This window comes from Halobacillus karajensis, assembly GCF_900108515.1.
In the GTDB taxonomy this organism is placed as follows: domain Bacteria; phylum Bacillota; class Bacilli; order Bacillales; family Halobacillaceae; genus Halobacillus; species Halobacillus karajensis.
In genome coordinates, this window is the sequence record NZ_FNWW01000003.1 from 1 (window position 1) to 16,940 (window position 16,940).

The 16,940-nt window shown below is 37.4% G+C and carries 12 protein-coding genes and 1 riboswitch; of the genes, 8 read left to right on the forward strand and 4 right to left on the reverse strand.

Going from position 1 to position 16,940, the window contains the following annotated elements; all coding sequences use genetic code 11:
* On the reverse strand, positions 1-226 hold a 226-nt coding region (locus BLW54_RS07185; protein WP_139254133.1), incomplete at its 3' end, for a transposase.
* A 453-nt stretch (positions 227-679) separates the two neighbouring features.
* Here BLW54_RS07185 and BLW54_RS07190 point away from each other — a divergent pair.
* The 5 genes from BLW54_RS07190 (at position 680) to BLW54_RS07220 (ending at position 6,908) form a co-directional block, all read left to right on the forward strand.
* Entirely contained in the window at positions 680-1,138 is a 459-nt protein-coding gene (locus BLW54_RS07190; RefSeq protein ID WP_341853310.1) for a GNAT family N-acetyltransferase, read from the forward strand.
* A 1,229-nt stretch (positions 1,139-2,367) separates the two neighbouring features.
* Complete coding sequence (locus tag BLW54_RS07205; protein WP_074733702.1) at positions 2,368-3,621, forward strand: aminopeptidase; 1,254 nt, start codon at positions 2,368-2,370, stop codon at positions 3,619-3,621.
* A 273-nt stretch (positions 3,622-3,894) separates the two neighbouring features.
* A complete protein-coding gene (locus BLW54_RS07210) occupies positions 3,895-4,206 on the forward strand; it encodes an inner-membrane translocator (protein ID WP_074733705.1) in 312 nt (103 codons plus the stop codon).
* Positions 4,207-4,593: 387 nt separating this feature from the next.
* Complete coding sequence (locus BLW54_RS07215; RefSeq protein WP_081867027.1) at positions 4,594-5,361, forward strand: arylamine N-acetyltransferase family protein; 768 nt, start codon at positions 4,594-4,596, stop codon at positions 5,359-5,361.
* 521 nt (positions 5,362-5,882) lie between these two features.
* Positions 5,883-6,908, forward strand: a complete 1,026-nt coding sequence (locus BLW54_RS07220) for a S66 family peptidase (RefSeq protein WP_074733707.1) — start codon at positions 5,883-5,885, stop codon at positions 6,906-6,908.
* A 410-nt stretch (positions 6,909-7,318) separates the two neighbouring features.
* On the opposite strand, the gene BLW54_RS07225 is transcribed toward BLW54_RS07220, so the two are convergent.
* Positions 7,319-9,013 carry a GMC family oxidoreductase N-terminal domain-containing protein gene (locus tag BLW54_RS07225; RefSeq protein ID WP_035510668.1) on the reverse strand — a complete coding sequence of 565 codons (1,695 nt, stop codon included), beginning with the start codon at positions 9,011-9,013 and terminating at the stop codon, positions 7,319-7,321.
* A 1,184-nt stretch (positions 9,014-10,197) separates the two neighbouring features.
* Here BLW54_RS07225 and BLW54_RS07235 point away from each other — a divergent pair.
* Positions 10,198-10,707, forward strand: coding sequence for a P-loop NTPase family protein (locus tag BLW54_RS07235; RefSeq protein WP_035510669.1), 510 nt, complete (start codon positions 10,198-10,200; stop codon positions 10,705-10,707).
* A 150-nt stretch (positions 10,708-10,857) separates the two neighbouring features.
* Here BLW54_RS07235 and BLW54_RS07240 read toward each other — a convergent pair whose 3' ends face one another.
* On the reverse strand, positions 10,858-11,907 hold the full coding sequence (locus BLW54_RS07240; protein WP_074733710.1) for a homocysteine S-methyltransferase family protein: 1,050 nt from the start codon (positions 11,905-11,907) through the stop codon (positions 10,858-10,860).
* A 192-nt stretch (positions 11,908-12,099) separates the two neighbouring features.
* Positions 12,100-12,204: riboswitch (SAM riboswitch) on the reverse strand.
* Positions 12,205-13,382: 1,178 nt separating this feature from the next.
* Between BLW54_RS07240 and erm the strand changes: the two genes are divergently transcribed.
* The gene (gene erm, locus BLW54_RS07245) at positions 13,383-14,228 is read left to right on the forward strand and encodes a 23S ribosomal RNA methyltransferase Erm (RefSeq protein WP_035510670.1); all 846 of its coding nucleotides are present in this window, start codon (positions 13,383-13,385) and stop codon (positions 14,226-14,228) included.
* A gap of 140 nt (positions 14,229-14,368) precedes the next feature.
* Positions 14,369-15,826 (forward strand): Msr family ABC-F type ribosomal protection protein, encoded by a 1,458-nt coding sequence (locus BLW54_RS07250; RefSeq protein WP_074733713.1) that lies wholly within the window; start codon positions 14,369-14,371, stop codon positions 15,824-15,826.
* 458 nt (positions 15,827-16,284) lie between these two features.
* Here the strand turns inward: BLW54_RS07250 and BLW54_RS07255 are convergent, their stop codons facing one another.
* The gene (locus BLW54_RS07255; protein WP_051744184.1) at positions 16,285-16,851 is read right to left on the reverse strand and encodes a CotY/CotZ family spore coat protein; all 567 of its coding nucleotides are present in this window, start codon (positions 16,849-16,851) and stop codon (positions 16,285-16,287) included.
* Between the last annotated feature and the right edge of the window lie 89 nt (positions 16,852-16,940).

Genomic DNA, 16,940 nt, shown 5'->3' on the forward strand with positions numbered 1-16,940 from the left:
GCTGGTTCTCTTTACGTAACTTGATGAGTTCTTTTTGTTCAGGTGTGCGATTATCTTCTTCTTTAAATGAACCGGATTGCCGATACTGACTGATCCATCGATCAAAAGAAGAAGAAGTCAATTCATACTCTTTAATAATTTCTTTTCTAGATTTACCATTCTCATAAAGCTGAACAATCTGTTTCTTAAATTCCTCCGTAAACGTACGACGGTTTCTTTTGGTCATGGTCCGCTCTCCTCGACTGAAATATTTAGTAAAGTGTACCGGACCTTAACGAAACTGTCCAATCAAGTGTAGCCTATCCATTTTATTATCTACGTATCAAAGGAAAAAAACATATAAACAAACCGTATCTAGTAATTAGGGGGCGCTGAACACTAAGATAATATAAGTTAGAGATGTTGATAATATGTTAAGTAGTTTTGGAATACCAGCTATCATTCTACTTTTATTTTTCCTAGCAATTTTTGTGGAACCAGGGGTACTAAAGAGTGATCGTACCATTAGAAGTAAATAGGACCAGGGAGAAGAGAAGTACATTGAACCGAATGTTTGGATGGAACGCGATTTAAAGTAACGTTCCTTCTAAATATCTCAGTTTCAAATCTTCCTGTATCGGGGGCAATTACCTAATAGAGCACTCGCGTTTATTACATAATTCGAATGGGAGAGAGAAAAATGATGGTGAGATTAGACCAAATGAATTCAGAGGAATTTCAAAAATATCTAAGTTTTGCAATTAAACATTTTGCCGACGAACAAATAAAGTCCGGTAATTGGAAGCCGGAAGAGGCAATTAGCAAGGCAACAGAAGAATATGAAAAGTTGCTCCCTGAAGGACAAGATACGGAAAACAACCACTTATTTACAATTCGGGATGGAAGTAAAGAAGTTGGTATGATCTGGCTTGCACAAATAACAAATGAAAAAGGGTTTATTTATGGTTTAAACATTTGGGAAGGAAATCAAGGTAAAGGTTATGGCAAAAAAACTATGCAAGAAATTGAAGTCTTAGCTAAGAAATTCGGATTGAAAAGTATAGGTCTACATGTTTTTGCTCACAACAACATAGCACGAGATTTATATGAAAAGTTAGGGTATATAGAAAAAAACATTAAAATGGAAAAGACTTTATAAGCCATAAAGATATTTTGATTAATGTGGGAAGGTCCGAAGCCAGCGTTTGGTGCTGGCTTTTTATTATGTTAAGAAAGGTAGTGCATCTTAACCTTATTCGATAAAAGCTCTTATTATTAAACAATATATTGAAATGGATAGATATGTGTTGGACAATATTACCAGGATTGAAAGAGGTGGTATGGTTGAAAATTTATACACTTATATTGTCAGTTTTGGTCATTTCTCTAGCTGGTATAAATTAGTAATCGGAGAACCGACTAAGATTATTCCATACACGATGATGTTTTTAGGAGCATATATGTTGGTACTGGGTATTGAAAATTTAAAAAAAGAAGAGTTCATACATAGGGTACATTCAAGTTGCCGTTGGGGTTTCTATGCGTCTTATCAGCGTTTATTACTACCTGATCCCAGGGATGAATCCACAAAGAGCCAGTAAGTCCTGGGCCTTTTATTGCGTTTAAACCTACAAGAGTAAAGGGCGTATTGGCTATTTCAAAAAACACCTTGAAACAAATCCTAAGCAATCGGGGCGCTTGCTTAAAAACGGACGCACTTAATACATAAGCTATAGGGAATAAGAGATAGCTATTTAACTGGAGTGGCAGATTCGTGCAATGAGTATCGAAAGAGAGGTGTTTATCTTTGTGGGAAATTATTAGAGGTAACGAATATTTTTATATTGTGACGTACTCTCTAATTGTATTGATAATTAACCTCGATTACATAAGGGATTTCAAAAATATTAAAAAAGGACTTAGCGATATTTCCTCTGATGAGGAGTTGGAAGTTGATACTAAATCTATGTCTTTGCTTTTTATTGTTTTGTTATTTAACTTTTTGCGAAGATGGTTCATTTATTTACTTGCAATGTTAATTACAGAGAACATATTTGTCATCAGTATTTCATTTATTTTGTTTGTCGTAAGTTTATACGACAGCATCTTTAATTATAGTCTTGCAAAAGTGAAAAAATCGAATATAGCCTTGTATCTGGCAGTTATTGATGCCATTTACATCTCGACTTTTGTTATTTATCTATTTAGCGTCTGAAATTTTTATTGAGATCACGTGAAATGAAAGATCTGCTTCCATATATCTTGAAATCAAGTCTTCAAGTAAAGAGGGTGATTGCTTAAAAGAGTAACTGACGGGATCAGGTTAGTTTAAGTAGGTCAGGGTTCTTGTAGTAAAATTGTACAAGAACATCACAGGGGAGATATTAAATGATTAAAGGAATATATGAATTTATAAGTGAAGTACAGTTAAAAAAGTATGCAGAACTTGCTGTACGAGCTGGTGTAAATCTGCAAAAAAATCAATTATTGATTATTCATAGTGATATACAAAATGCTACGTTTGCACGTCTAATCCAGACGGTAGCTTACGAGGCAGGAGCTTCAAATGTATTTATAGATTGGACAGATGAGCAGTCTACCAAAGAATTTTACTTAAATGCAGCAGATAGTGTCATCGATCACTTTCCTGATTGGCAGGCTGCCCGTTTTAAGGAGTGGGACGATGCAGGTGCTGCTTACATCCATATTATTTCTGAAAACTTAGATGTCTTTAAGGAGGTTTCCCCAGAACGGATCAGCCGCTTTCAAAAGGCCTCCCGCACCAAGTTGGAGGGTTATTATGCAAAGATTATGTCTCACGAGGTGCGCTGGTGTCTTCTAGCTGTCCCAAACGTTGTGTGGGCAACTAAAGTATTTCCCAACCTAAGTAAAGAAGAAGCTTTACAATCATTATGGAAATTAATTTTAAAAGGATCTCGGGCAGATGGGAAAAATCCTATAAAAGATTGGGAGAGTCATAATAAAGCCTTCCAGTCTCGAAAAAAAATCTTAAATGAGAGCCAATTTGAAGCCCTGCATTTTAGAAATAGCCGTGGAACTGATTTATTAGTTGGTTTACCTAAAAATCATCTCTATATCGGTGGGGGTGTCATAGATAAAAATGGAATACCTTTCTTTCCGAACATTCCTACGGAAGAAATATTTACTGCTCCCCATAAGAATAAGGTGAATGGCAAATTGGTAGGTACTAAACCTCTTATCTATGGGGGAAGTGTCATCGACGAATTTTATCTAATTTTTAAAGATGGACGGATTACTGACTATTATGCCGCAAAGGGGCAGGAAATGTTACAAAATCTCATCGAAACAGACGAAGGTTCACATTATCTAGGTGAAATTGCATTGGTCTGTAATAAATCACCTCTTGCTCAGGCAGATACTCTTTTTTACAATACCTTGTTTGATGAAAATACGTCCTGTCATATTGGAATCGGAAATGCATCTCCTTCCAACATTCAAAATGGGATTGACCAATCTGAGGAAGAGTTGAAGGCAGCGGGTCTGAATGCTTCACTTTTGTTAGTCAATGTGACCTTTGGTACCGAAGATATGAAAGTAGTGGGCATTGAAGAAGATGGAACTGAAGTCCTGCTAATGAAAGATGGAGATTTCCAATTCTAATTCGTCTACAACTTAAAAACAGAGAAAACTGATTTCTGGTGGATTATACTTAGTTTCGTTCTAGTGAAAACAAACTGGGCAGCATTCCTGTAACAAATGAAGATTATAGGTTATGTTTGTGAAAGAACGTACTTAAATAAACAGGTCCTAAAGTGAAATAACAGCATATATAATCGAATTCGAGTCTTTCGTAAACAGGGGCTATTGTTTAAGGGAGTACTCGTCCTTCTATATTAATTATATTAAACATAAGAATTTTTTAGGAGGGATTGTATGGCCTATGATGTACTAATGTGGTTATTTCTTGCAGCATTGCTAATCCCAGTAAACATATACGCAATCAGCTGGCATAGATGCGGGAATTTTCCCCTCTGGGCTTCTGGTCTTTTATTAGCAATTCTTGGCGTGGGGATTGGCTTTGCTGTTGGTGGAATCCTGGTAGGACCTGGTAACGCCGGTCAAGGAGGAGCAATAATGGCAGCTTTTGTAGGCCTTGTTACAGTAAGTAATGGATTAATACATTTCTTTATAGGGCTTATATTGGCAATTGGAAAACTATTTACTAAAAAGGATACTCAAGGATAAGAAGAAATCAAGTCACGCAGATTTAACATGTGACTTGGGAATAAAAGTGGAAGAATGTCAACCACTTACAGCGCTAAAAGGTGCGCTAGTTAATAATTTATACAAAATATCTTGAAACTGAGTCTTCCTCAATCAGAGGCAAATCTGGAATAAGAATTGTGTTCTTTCTTGACTTTTCGGGCCATTTACCGGAATAAGGATCTGCGTTTCTTGCAGAATAGGATTTGGCATTATATAAAATAACTATCTCCTTTACTGACAAAGAAAATCAATAAAATTTTCAATTTATAGTTCTTAAGTGAGCGTATGTATAGCGAAACGATGAAGAAACCGTGAAAATAGAAGCAGGCACTAAATAGCAATTTATCCATTCAGAAAGAGGGGAAAATGATGGGTCACTTTATTGAGGATTTCTTCAAACGAATTCAATATCAAGGTAGTCATGATGTCCAATTTGATGATTTACCCAAGGTAATGTTCCAATTCGCAAAGAATATCCCTTTTGAAAATATAGATATTATGCAGAGGAAAGACATTGAGATTAATGCTGATAATGTAAAAAGAAAAATCATCGATCAGTCTCGTGGTGGGCTGTGTTATGAGCTGAATCCGATGTTTTATTACTTCTTACAAGAACATGGTTTTGATGTTCAGATGGTTCCTGCAACTGTATCAGGAAACCACCCGGAAATCATTGAAACGCATGTGACCATTGTGCTAAAGAAAAATGATCAACGGTATTTGATAGATGTTGGGTTTGGGGCTAATCACGCATTACAACCTATCCCTTTCTCAGGAGAATTCGTGACCTCCTTGACGGGAGAATACCGCGTTAAACATGATAAGACTGAAGCGGGTGAATATGTTCTTGAAAAGTATCGTTGTGGAAAACTGGAAGCAAGCTACTCCTTTTTTTTAAAGCAAATTAATGAGTCACATTTAAACCATATGAAGGAAGTAATAATGAAACACCCCCATTCACCCTTTAACCAGTCTGCTTTATTAACTAAATTAACGGATGACGGCCATATGACTCTTACAGATAAAACATTTACGATGGTGAAAGATGGCTCGAAAAATAAACAAAGCATCGATTCAATTAAGATGAAACAACTAAGTGCTAGCCAATTTGGAATTGATGTGGGGGATATTTGATGGTCTATATGAGCTGTAAGGCGATACTACGTGATGAACACTGATTTAGAAGTGATACGGTTGCGGCTCACTCTGACAAAAAGGTCGTTGTGACAAGTATTTACGATTTAATCCAAAGTATTTTCCAATCATTCTTATTTTAGCTATTGGGATTGCAGCAGATCTTGTATCCTTACGAATTACCATAGTCACTCTGGCATTGTTCCTATCATCTATTATTTTTTCAATTTCAGTATTAAAGCCAAATAAAAAGAGTTTTTATCGAAAGATGCTCATGATCGAGCAGATTTAAACTTAGAAGTAAAATAAATATGTATCTTGGAATATGAATAATGAAAAAATAACCAACATTAATCTTTTAATTGGCTCGTTATCTCGAAACTGTGTTTTCCTCAATCGGGGGCGATTATCCAACAGGATAGTCGCTTTCTTTTATTACAAAAATGGTTGATAATGGTTCATTTTTGCAATAATGTAATAATTATCTCGGCAGAGTTTGAAAAGGGGGAACTAAAAAAAGAATGGTTAAGTATCCATCAGCACTAGAAAAGGGTGACAAGCTTGCTGTCACAGCTCCATCAAGTGGAGTAGAAGAGCATTTACATATGCTAGTACATAAAGCTAAGGAAAAGGTTGAGCATAAAGGGTTCATAGTCCAAACAGGGAACACAATATGGACAGAAACGAAATCCAGCAGTGCCAACGCGCATATAAGAGCAAAAGAGCTGACCCAATTTCTTGAAGACGAGAATATTAAGGCAATTATCCCCCCGTGGGGAGGACAGTTTGCCATGGAGATCCTACCTATGATTGATTGGAATTACATTAAGACCCTGCCCCCTAAGTGGATCCTTGGTTATTCAGATATTAGCACAATCCTGTTAGTATATACGACGATAACTGGTAATGCTTCAGCACATGGAACGAATTTCAATGAGTTATCAGCTCCTGAATGGGACGAACTTACTGCAAAATGGACGGAAGTTTTAGGCTGTAGTATAGGTCAGGATGTGATCCAGTACTCCTCAAATAAATATCAATCCTCTTGGAAAAAAACATTTGAGAACCCAGCTACAGGTTTTTACTTTGATGCGGAAACAGAGTGGAAGTCACATACAGGGGAGAAATCCCATGAATTTTCTGGAAGGCTGCTGGGCGGTGTCATGAATACATTACAAACCTTGATTGGTACTCCTTACGATAAAGTGAATGAATTCACTTATAACCATGCACAGGAGGGAGTAATCTGGTACTTGGAATCCGTTGATTGGAGTGCTGCAGAAATATATAGGTGTTTGTGGCAGATGAAATATAATGGGTGGTTCAAGAATGCAAATGGAGTACTTATAGGGAGAGCAAGTGGGTATTCACCGACGAAAGATTTTGAAGTAGAGGATGCTTTGATAAATGTGTTCGGGGAAGAGGTACCAGTTGTATATGACGCTGATATTGGTCATATGCCTCCACAAAATATACTCGTAAATGGAGCATATTCAACAGTAACTTATCAAGATGGAAAAGGGACGATAAGGATGCAGTATATTTAGGCTTTATCTTGATTTTAAGTGTTCAAGAAAAGGGGCGTTAGCTAGTCTTTCAGAAAAGAGGGGGGCAATACTGGAGTAGGGGTACATAAGTGCTGTGGGTAAAATGTGAGTAGAAATTTAAGGATATCCCGCCTTAGAGACAGAGTCCTTAACCAAATAGGGTCACTTTCTACATGTTCTTACTAAATTAGTTAAAAATGTGATAATATAGTTCATTAAAATTGGATACATTACTTCTTTATGTAAACGCACTTTAAACAATTAAAGAATGATTGGGGTTACCTTGATCTCAAGTTTTCAACTATTAGAATTAGACCGTTTAGAATGGTACCCAGTCTATTTTTAATGATGGCTAACCATAATAAAATATAGATAGCTTAATGATCTTCATTAAGCTATCTATATTTAGATCAAAAGTATTTTTTATAGATCTTACCGGCAGTTCTGACCGCTAATGCCTGAGTTGTTAGAGTGGGATTGGCACCGCCTAGTCCATTAGTTAGTATACTATTATCAGCTATAAATAATCGCCCAACTTGATATGACTCACTATTTTGATCTACGACATACCCCATTCTCATTGTACTCATTATGTGTATCATTAAACCGCTTGGCCAATTTGAATGGATTACCTTTCTAGCTCCAGCTTGAAGAAGAATGTCTGATGCTATTTTCACTAATTTCCTTTTTTTTATTTGAGTCATTCTTGTAGGGGTATAATGTATCGATGGTATGGCTCCATTTTCATCAAGTTGGGCGGGTAAAGTTGAGACACGGTTCTTCCGATCAACTTCATCGTCCGTTACAATTAAGATACTACACGATTTTTGATAATCTGCCATTAACTCAATTAATTCTTCCCCTGTAACACGTCCTTGTTTACCAGAGGTGTGAGTATGAGGGGACTTCTCAGTTCCTGATTCACTAAAAGCATAGGTGAAGCTCGCCATCAACCCTGGACTCACCCCATTTATTTGTATGGATCCTAACCCGGGATAATCTAACCTAGCGCCGGATGTATGACCGACAAATGGGCTTATTACATTACTTCCTAATATAGGAAATAATTCATTTTCGTTAAAGACTCCTGTAACCATATCCATATTATGATTCACGAGCCCCCTACCAATCCATCGATTATAAGGCAAGGAGGAATTGAGCCACAGACGTGGAGTTTCAATCGCACCAGCTGCTACAACAATACAGTCAGCAGATAGTTCGTCCCTTTCACCAGTCCATGTGTTTCTTACTTTCACTCCAATTGCCCTTACCCCTTCCTTAGGGTCATTTTCAGTGACCACTTGATAGGAAAATGTATTAGGTTGGATCTTCACGTTACCGGTATTTAAAGCTGCGGGTACATAGCTGACATTTGTGGAACGCTTAGCAATTTTAGAAACAGATGGACCGTGGGGACAGCCATTTATACAATGACCAGAAAGTGTACAACCTTCCATCCATGATAACTGCTTCTCTGAATAAGCAGGGTTAAGAAGATTTGCATTGGGCAGGAAAATCGCATTAGGTTGAGGACGAAATCCCGGGGATACCACATTGAGAGTATTTATAAGTTTCCAACCAGCTTTTTTTGCTCCAAAGTAAAATAATTCTTCCTTTGATGTAGTTGGAGCGAATTCTACTGGTAATTCGTCTTCAACTTTCTCGTAAAATGGAATTAGTTCACGATAGGTTAGAGGCCATTTTCCATTAATAGCTGATGGAAATGCACGGGGAGAGTTTGCAAGATAGTGTTGAGTAGTACCACCCACTCCCGAAATTTGCCACGCAAATCCTCTTTGTTGGTATGATCTATTCCAAGGAGGATGTTCTCGATTAGCAGGTCCCCAACGTAGTTTTCCAGCTATTAAATCATTCATATTATTTTCTAATTTATTGTAACTTTCCTTAAAGAGGTTGACATCTAAATCATCAGGACTACTGCTGCAAACTCCACCTTTCTCGATATTTGGACTTGGCCAATTAATATTTCCATACCAAGGCCCTGCTTCTAGCATAAGAACATTCAACCCCAATTCTCCTAATTCCTTTGCTATTACGGCACCGCCGCCACCTGAACCAATTACAATCACGTCCGGTCTTTTCATATTAAATCACTCCGATTTCAGGTTACTCTTATTTAATAAAAACCCTCTAAAATCCCTATAAGCAAAGGAAGGTCCTGGATAACCCGTATAGGACCAGGTAACTGGATACGTACAAAGATACCTGAAACTCGGGGGATTATACCGGGTATAACCATACCCATACCATTCGGAATAATAGCCAAAAACAGTTAATTGATAAAGCGAATCGATTGTGATTTGTAATAAGGCAGGATTATTTTTATAAGGGATTGGAAGAATATCGAGTGGAATTTTTAGGTTATCTAAACGGGTAATAGCCGTTAATCTGTCTTTCCTGGATAATTTTGAAAATATCCCCTTGCAGAGATGTGGATTATAGATGAAAAAAGGAGAGTGATAATGTTCCTTTTTTGTATATAAAGCTGATAAGTCGAGCAGTTGAGAGACCTCATTTGATAAGGGGGTGGGCAAGTTGTCAAAAGACATTAGAAGATACTCCCAAATAGATAACTCCACTCCACCATATTGAAGTCTCCATCCTGAATTAAATATACCCACACTAGAGGGAATCAACGTATCAACAATAGCCATAAAATTTAATTGGGTAGTATATGGCCATCTAAGAGAATTAGATGATGGCATCAAAATACACATCCTTCTTTATCCATTTAACAAATTTTGTTATTCGGTCGAAGTGTCTTATTTGAGGGATAACGATATTCCAACTCACTCCTTCATTGTGTATTACGTTTACTAAATCTATATGCATAAGGATATTAGGGATGTCCTTTAATCAATAGTGAGAAAATAATGTGAAGAATATGAACCATGAATAATTGACTCAGTAAAGATGTTTATAGCCCTGCAATCCCACGTCGTCCCCTTTATAGAAAATTCATTTATAAGTGGTTTAGTCCTTCCATACATATCCTTGATTGTCTAGTTCATAAGGATGCTGGGGATAGAACGGGTTATAATCGAGAGCTAACGGTTGCTATAGTAAAGGAACAGAGATATCTCGAATCTGAGTCTTACATAAACGGGGACAACAAATCTGAAAAAGTGATTGGTTCTCTTTCTCATTATTTCACACCAGACAAAATTACGGATCTCACTCTTGAAACAATAAATGTAGAAAAGGAAAATCATCCACTTAAATAGAATGCTTTAGAAACAAATTAGCTTGGATTAGGTGGTTTTTCTTAATGACAATTCCAAAAAAGATACATATTATTGGTTCTGTTGGAAGTGGTAAAACGACTTTAGCAAAAGAAATGTCTTCAAAGTTCTATATACCGTATTACGAATTAGATAATGTAGTTTGGAAAAGGCTTAACTCTGGAGATATCAGAAGAACTGAACAAGAAAGAGAAGAGTATCTAAATAGTATAATACAATTGGAGAGTTGGATAATTGAAGGAGTTCATAATGAGGATTGGGTAAGCAATTGTTTTCATAATGCAGATTTGATAATTTTTTTAGATACACGATATTCAATAAGAACCTATCGTATTATAAAGAGGTTTCTTAAACAAAAACTTCGACTAGAGAAATCAAATTACGAGCCAACATTACAAATATTTTTTAAAATGTTTAAATGGAACAGATACTTTGAAAACATTGGTAAAGTTAATTTTTTTAATAATTATGGCATACATACAGACAAGATAGAAGTTATTAGGGACACAAAATGTATTAAGAAATATTTTAATTAAATGATAGGAAAGTATTCCTTTTTCATAGATGTATCTCGATTCCAAGTCTTTAACTAACGGGGATGAATCTTGACTAAGGAGATTCGGAACCGTCCCGTTCTAAAAAAGAATGAGGCTTTGAAAAACGCCTGTCCGTGACAGGCGTTTTACTTATGCTTTCGTCTTATAAGATGTAATGTGAGCTTGCAGCGTATCATCAGTGCCGAATAGGAAGTGTTTCTCCATATCCGGCGAATACGTGGAGTTTACAGCTGTACGGCCGACGCTTTCTGCCACTTCACGAAGCATAGCCGGAGAAGCTCCACAGCAGAGTCCCAGGTAGTTCACACCAAGACTATGCGCTTCTTTGGCCCACTCAGCAAGCTCATACCGGTTCGTGTAGAGCGGATCCAGGGACGTTGGGAACGTTGTTTCTGTTGGAAGTGTACAAGCACAGCTACCGTCCGGCAGGTTGAAGAAGGTAGGGTGTTCTTCCGTCGTACGGTAAGGAATGGGAAGGGCACCTACATAACCGTCCACCGTATTACGGATTTTCTCTACATACGGCTGCATTGTCGCTGGGCCGCGGAAGCAATTCATCCCCACAACAAGAGCGCCTTTTTCTTCTAATAAGCGGCAGGCTTCTTCTACTTCGTAGCCGTCTCGAAGAATATTTTCTCCCATCAGACCGAATGTGATAACAGCAGGGAGATCTTGTTTTTGAATTTCTTCAAGAGCAATCAGCGCTTCTTCATAGTAATAGAAGGTTTCGCCGTTCACAAAGTCTACGCCTTCTTCCTTACACCAGCCGATCATCTCCGCAAACATGCTTCTTGTTTTTTCAACAGATTCAGGATCATCCGGGTTGAACAGGTTGGTGTTGGAAACGTTCCCAGCTACGAGTGCTTCTTCCTCCGGGTGCTCCTGAGCAACCTCTTTGGCTAGATGGATGGCTTGGCGGTTAAGCGGCTCTAATAGATCCTCTTTGCCGATGATTCTCATTTTTTCGCGGTGTCCGTTATAGGTAAAGGCTAAGACCACGTCGGAGCCTGCTAGCATATAGTCCCGATACGTCTGTTTTAGGGCTTGCGGGTTATCCAGCGCTACTTCAGGTACAAAGGACCCGGCTTGTAAATAGCCGCGGCGTTCTAGCTCAAACAAGTAGCCTTCTCCACATATAACTGGTCCATCCTGTAATCTTTGTTCTAATGATCTTTTCATTTCATTCAACAACCTTTCTTCTTTGTAATAGTATTTTTATTAGAAAGCTAATCCCCTTTAACAGAGACACGCTGACTTTCGCTGGTACGGGCTTACGCAATTTTAAACCTATTAGGTGACATGGTGATGATCCCCTACGCAAAAAATAAAGGACCTCCCTGGGATAAGGGGGTCCTTTATGTATAAAGAATCTCCTTATCTTCAAGGTATAACTACTACCTTCTGGATTTAGCACCGTGCCAATGGCTGGTTGCTGAGGTATCAAAGGGCCAGTCCCTACACCTCTCTGGATAAGTTTTACTATTATATGGTTTTTGAAAAAAGAGTTGCACACTTTATATGAGACGTATGCTTAAATCAGGGATTAAATAAAGAATTCATTTTGAAAATTAGATGTTTATTATTTCGCTTGCGTTTTACAATACAGGAAAATGAATTAAGAATCAATGGAATTTTCAAAAAAGAAGTTTCAAACTTGATTTTGATTTATTTGAAAATACCTGCAGGTGTTGTAACTTAGAAATTGAAGAGGTTAATAGAATTATCCGATCAATATCCCTGATATTGGTGGAAAGATTGCAGCCACAATTCCTTCCGAGATTGGGGACATTGATCAGTTTAACCATGCCCAAGGGTATATCACGTCATTTAGTGATTTTGGCGAAGCGTTTTACATTATTGCAGATAGATTTTATATCAGCATCAAGTCTTATTGAAACGGAGGGGCGATAGCTGCACATTAGCTATCGCTTCTTTGCTAACGGAGCAGGATTTTGTAAGACTCACTTTCGAGATAATCCTTAGTATTTTTAATATAACAGTTAACAAGGTGCTGGGATTATGATGAATATCCACAAATGTTAAAGTAAGCCCCAATTTCCTTATTAACTTTCTTAGAATTGTTTAAGTAGCACTTAATAATGGTGTTTATGAACTTCATACAATGACTCTTTCTACAATAGATGCGGCTAGCAATCCGTATTAATCCGTATTCTAATCTTTAACTTAGAAAAAATCCTTTTAAAGTTTCAAATTTTGCTCCATTTATAGAGGAATGGCTAATGTAAGCAAAAAAAATATAGCTCAAGAGACGTAGTTGACAAGTTTTTAAACAGTGCGTAATATAAGGGTTAATTAAATTAAAGGAGGATTATTAAAAAATGACCCATTCAATGAGACTTCGTTTCCCTACTTTGAACTAAGGAATCTAATATGTTCAAAGGCTCTGTTTGTGTTCGCAGAGTAAACGGGATAAGTCTGTCCTTTTTTAATAATCTTTCTATCACAACTATGTGACTTGAAAAGGAAGGAGACTATGTCTACCTTTCTTTTTTTATGGAAAAATTTCCTATATTAGTTATTATAGGAAATTTTAAATGGATAGGTATGACCAACATTAACTTTATCATTATCTGACCCGTTTATTCTGGGTCTCAAACATCCTGTAAATTTAAGAAGTGAAGATAGGATGGATAATGATGAGAAGGAATAGAAATAACAAAAAGCGATCAGTTCGAGGTAAAGCTTCGAACTTCTCAGGGCAACATTTAATGCATAACAAAAAGATAATCAATGAAATTTTGGCAAGAGCAAATATAAATGATGAAACGGTTTTAGAGTTAGGAGCTGGTAAAGGCGCCCTAACGACCGATCTAAACCAGAAAGCAAAAAGAGTATTAGCGGTGGAATATGATGCTGAATTTGTAGATATTCTTAAGCAGAAAACTTTTTATGATACGAATACTAAGATTATTCATGAGGATATTTTGAATATCCGGTTACCGAGGGAACCTTTCGTAGTAGTTTCTAATATTCCGTACTCAATTACTACCCCTATCATGAAGATGTTGTTGACTAACCCGTCATCATCTTTCCGAAGAGGTATTATTGTTATGGAAAAAGGTGCTGCTAAGAGATTCACAGCGAAATATATTAAGAATTCCTACGTGTTAGTATGGAGAATGTGGTTTGATATTCAGTATGTAAAAAGTATTTCTAAATATAATTTCTCTCCGCCGCCGAAAGTGGATTCTGCCATGGTTAAAATTACAAGGAAGAAGAAGCCTTATCTTGAACGGAGGGAAGCTAAAGCATTTAGGGGATTAGCGGAGTACGCCATGAAGTATCCAGATGCTAAAGCCGATGATGTATTAAGAGGAATCTTTACACCCCCACAAATGAAACACTTGAGAAAGAATGTAAAATTAAACTATGACACTACTATAAAGTCCTTGACAGAAGAACAGTGGAGGATAGTTTTTAGAACAATGGTTCAATATGTCCAACGCCATTTTTGGCCCAAATTAAAAAATAAAGAATAGACAATTTATCACGGATTTAAGAGTGGAAAAGGAGGAGGCACAGTGCAATTTTTATTATTTTTTTGATATGAGCTTTCATTAAAGCTCGTATCGATCCTAGCTATCGATACGAAATAAGTATATTTCGGGAGGTAGCAAAGATGGAACAATTATGTTTTGAATTAAAAAATATAGAAGTCACTTATTTAGATAAAGAAATATTGCAGATTGATCGTTTAGCTGTCCATCAATTTGATCGGATAGGAATCGTTGGTAAAAATGGTACAGGAAAAAGTACATTGTTAAAGTTGCTTGCAGGTATCGTGCCCCCTACAAATGGAGAAGTGGCTCGTCATGTAGACTACGGCTACTTTGAGCAGGTAGAAGGACCAACTAGACAAGAAGCTACCCCTAAACTGTTAGGAAAGTGGCACGTGCCCAAACATTCGGAAACCATCAGTGGAGGGGAAGAGACGAGGATGAAACTCGCTCAACTTTTTACGCATTATTACGAGAGTCTATTGATTGATGAGCCGACGACCCATTTGGATCAGGATGGCATTTCGTCTTTATTGGGGGAACTTCGTTATTACTATGGGGCATTAGTGATGATTAGCCACGATCGCGCTGTACTCGATGAACTTGTGACCACCATATGGGAAATAAATGATGGAAAGGTGCACGTGTATTCAGGTAATTACAGCGAATATTTGGAACAAAAGCAGTTAGAACGGGAACAACAAAACCAGGCACATGAACAATATTTGAAAGATAAGGAACGTCTGGAAAAAGCAGCAAAAGAAAAAATGAATAAGGCAAAGAAGATTGCGGACCATGCTTCCATGTCAAAGAAAGAATCTAAGGCAAAAGCGAATCGCATGTTTGAAACGAAGTCAAAAGGGACCAGTCAAAAAACGGTGCAGCGGGCCGCAAAAGCAATAGAACACCGCAAGGAAAAGCTTGAGGAAGTAGAAGCGGTAGAAGAAGAAAAGACGATTGTATTCCGTCAGTCAAAAGCCTTGGAGCTGCACAATAAATTTCCTATTATGGCTGACAGATTATCGCTCCAAATGAACGGTGAAGTGTTATTGGAAGACGTAAGTTTTCAAATTCCATTAGGCAAAAAGATTGCGATTACCGGAAGTAATGGGAGTGGAAAAAGTACACTGTTTCAGCATATTTTCAACCGAGGCGCGGGGTTGACGATATCACCTAAGGCGGAGTTTGGTTACTTCCGTCAAAAAAGCTATCAATTTACAAGTGATGAGTCGGTTATCCAGTTTTTGAAAAAACGTTCAGAATATAAGGAGGGCTTTTTGCGGAGTGTCCTCCATTCCATGATGTTTGTCGGAACTGATATACAAAAAAGTGTGAATTCGTTAAGTGGCGGAGAAGCGATCCGCCTGCAGCTTTGTCTCCTGTTTTTAAGAGAATACAATATTCTATTATTGGACGAACCGACAAATTTCTTAGATATCCAAGCGATCGGGGCTTTAGAACGCTTTATATCCGCTTATGAAGGAACTATTTTATTTATAACCCATGATAAGAAATTTATAGAAAATGTAGCTGATTTAGAATTTCAGATATCTGGAAAGGAATTTAGGGAAAAGATTTAAGACATTAGCAAACCACCAAGGACTCCTTGGTGGTTTTTTGCCACTTTTTAATTATTTGTTTCCCATTAACAATCTCTATACTCTTATTTATGAAGTCCCATATTAATTCTAGTTATTCTTTGTTACAAGTGTCCATTGGGCTCCAATGGATGAAATATTAGGCGGAACAATGGTTATTAACTGACTGATCATAACGATAAAAAGGAATTCTCAAAAAACTAGTCCTTAATGGGGAAATTTTCAAAGGACACCGCCTTAACCTTTGATATGATAGGGTTTTGTACCCTTGGAAATTAGTTTTGGCTGGATTCTTTCAAATAATAGGGACAAGAAATAGCCGCTCAGTAGTTAAAGTAATCTATTGAGAGGTTTTTTAGGATAATAAAACATAAGTAGTCTATTCCTCTAGTTTCATCAAAAAAGTGTGCATGAGAATTTCATGCACACTTCTTCTATGATTAGTCTTCGTGACGATCGCAGACAGCGTCATTCATTTCTTCTTGAGTAGCCATCAATGGTGTTGTAGGCTCCAAGCAAGTAATGCTGCAGAAACAGTCAAGGTCTACTGTGATACAAACGCCTGTAGAACGAAGGTTTCTTACACTGCTACCTGGGAAATAATCGCAAACACGGTTCCCCTTTCCGGATGGACCAGGTTGCGATCCGCCTTGAGTAACTGGAATCAAAAGTTCAAGTTTGACACAGTCTTTCTTCCCATCTACGAATTTTTTCGCTTTGAAAATCGGTGATTCCAAACATTCTAGAGCAAAGTTTGGAGACATATCTAGTTGACGCCGAACCACTGAACTTCCGATAAAAGGTTTGCAATCTTTACAGTACAGGATGAATGGAACGGTTGTTGGGCCATTACCATTCCCTGTCGGTGAGAGCAATTCACGAATAGAACGCTCACAACTTACGTCACAGCAGTTGTCTCGGCTCGCCACCTCATCTTGCGCTTTAATGATTTCATCGAGGACTTCTCGGACGCAATTACCTTTTCCTTTTGAATGACATGAACTCATTCATCATCTCTCCTTTATTTTTCAATTCCTGATCATTCTATGTTTTTTTATAGCAGTTGCTTGTATAGGAGTCTATTTTTCTATTTTCT

Coding starts and splice junctions, on each gene's coding strand:
- BLW54_RS07190 (WP_341853310.1), top strand. CDS start 680: ATGATGGTGAGATTAGACCAAATGAATTCAGAGGAATTTCAAAAATAT.
- BLW54_RS07205 (WP_074733702.1), top strand. CDS start 2,368: ATGATTAAAGGAATATATGAATTTATAAGTGAAGTACAGTTAAAAAAG.
- BLW54_RS07210 (WP_074733705.1), top strand. CDS start 3,895: ATGGCCTATGATGTACTAATGTGGTTATTTCTTGCAGCATTGCTAATC.
- BLW54_RS07215 (WP_081867027.1), top strand. CDS start 4,594: ATGATGGGTCACTTTATTGAGGATTTCTTCAAACGAATTCAATATCAA.
- BLW54_RS07220 (WP_074733707.1), top strand. CDS start 5,883: ATGGTTAAGTATCCATCAGCACTAGAAAAGGGTGACAAGCTTGCTGTC.
- BLW54_RS07225 (WP_035510668.1), bottom strand. CDS start 9,013: ATGAAAAGACCGGACGTGATTGTAATTGGTTCAGGTGGCGGCGGTGCC.
- BLW54_RS07235 (WP_035510669.1), top strand. CDS start 10,198: ATGACAATTCCAAAAAAGATACATATTATTGGTTCTGTTGGAAGTGGT.
- BLW54_RS07240 (WP_074733710.1), bottom strand. CDS start 11,907: ATGAAAAGATCATTAGAACAAAGATTACAGGATGGACCAGTTATATGT.
- erm (WP_035510670.1), top strand. CDS start 13,383: ATGATGAGAAGGAATAGAAATAACAAAAAGCGATCAGTTCGAGGTAAA.
- BLW54_RS07250 (WP_074733713.1), top strand. CDS start 14,369: ATGGAACAATTATGTTTTGAATTAAAAAATATAGAAGTCACTTATTTA.
- BLW54_RS07255 (WP_051744184.1), bottom strand. CDS start 16,851: ATGAGTTCATGTCATTCAAAAGGAAAAGGTAATTGCGTCCGAGAAGTC.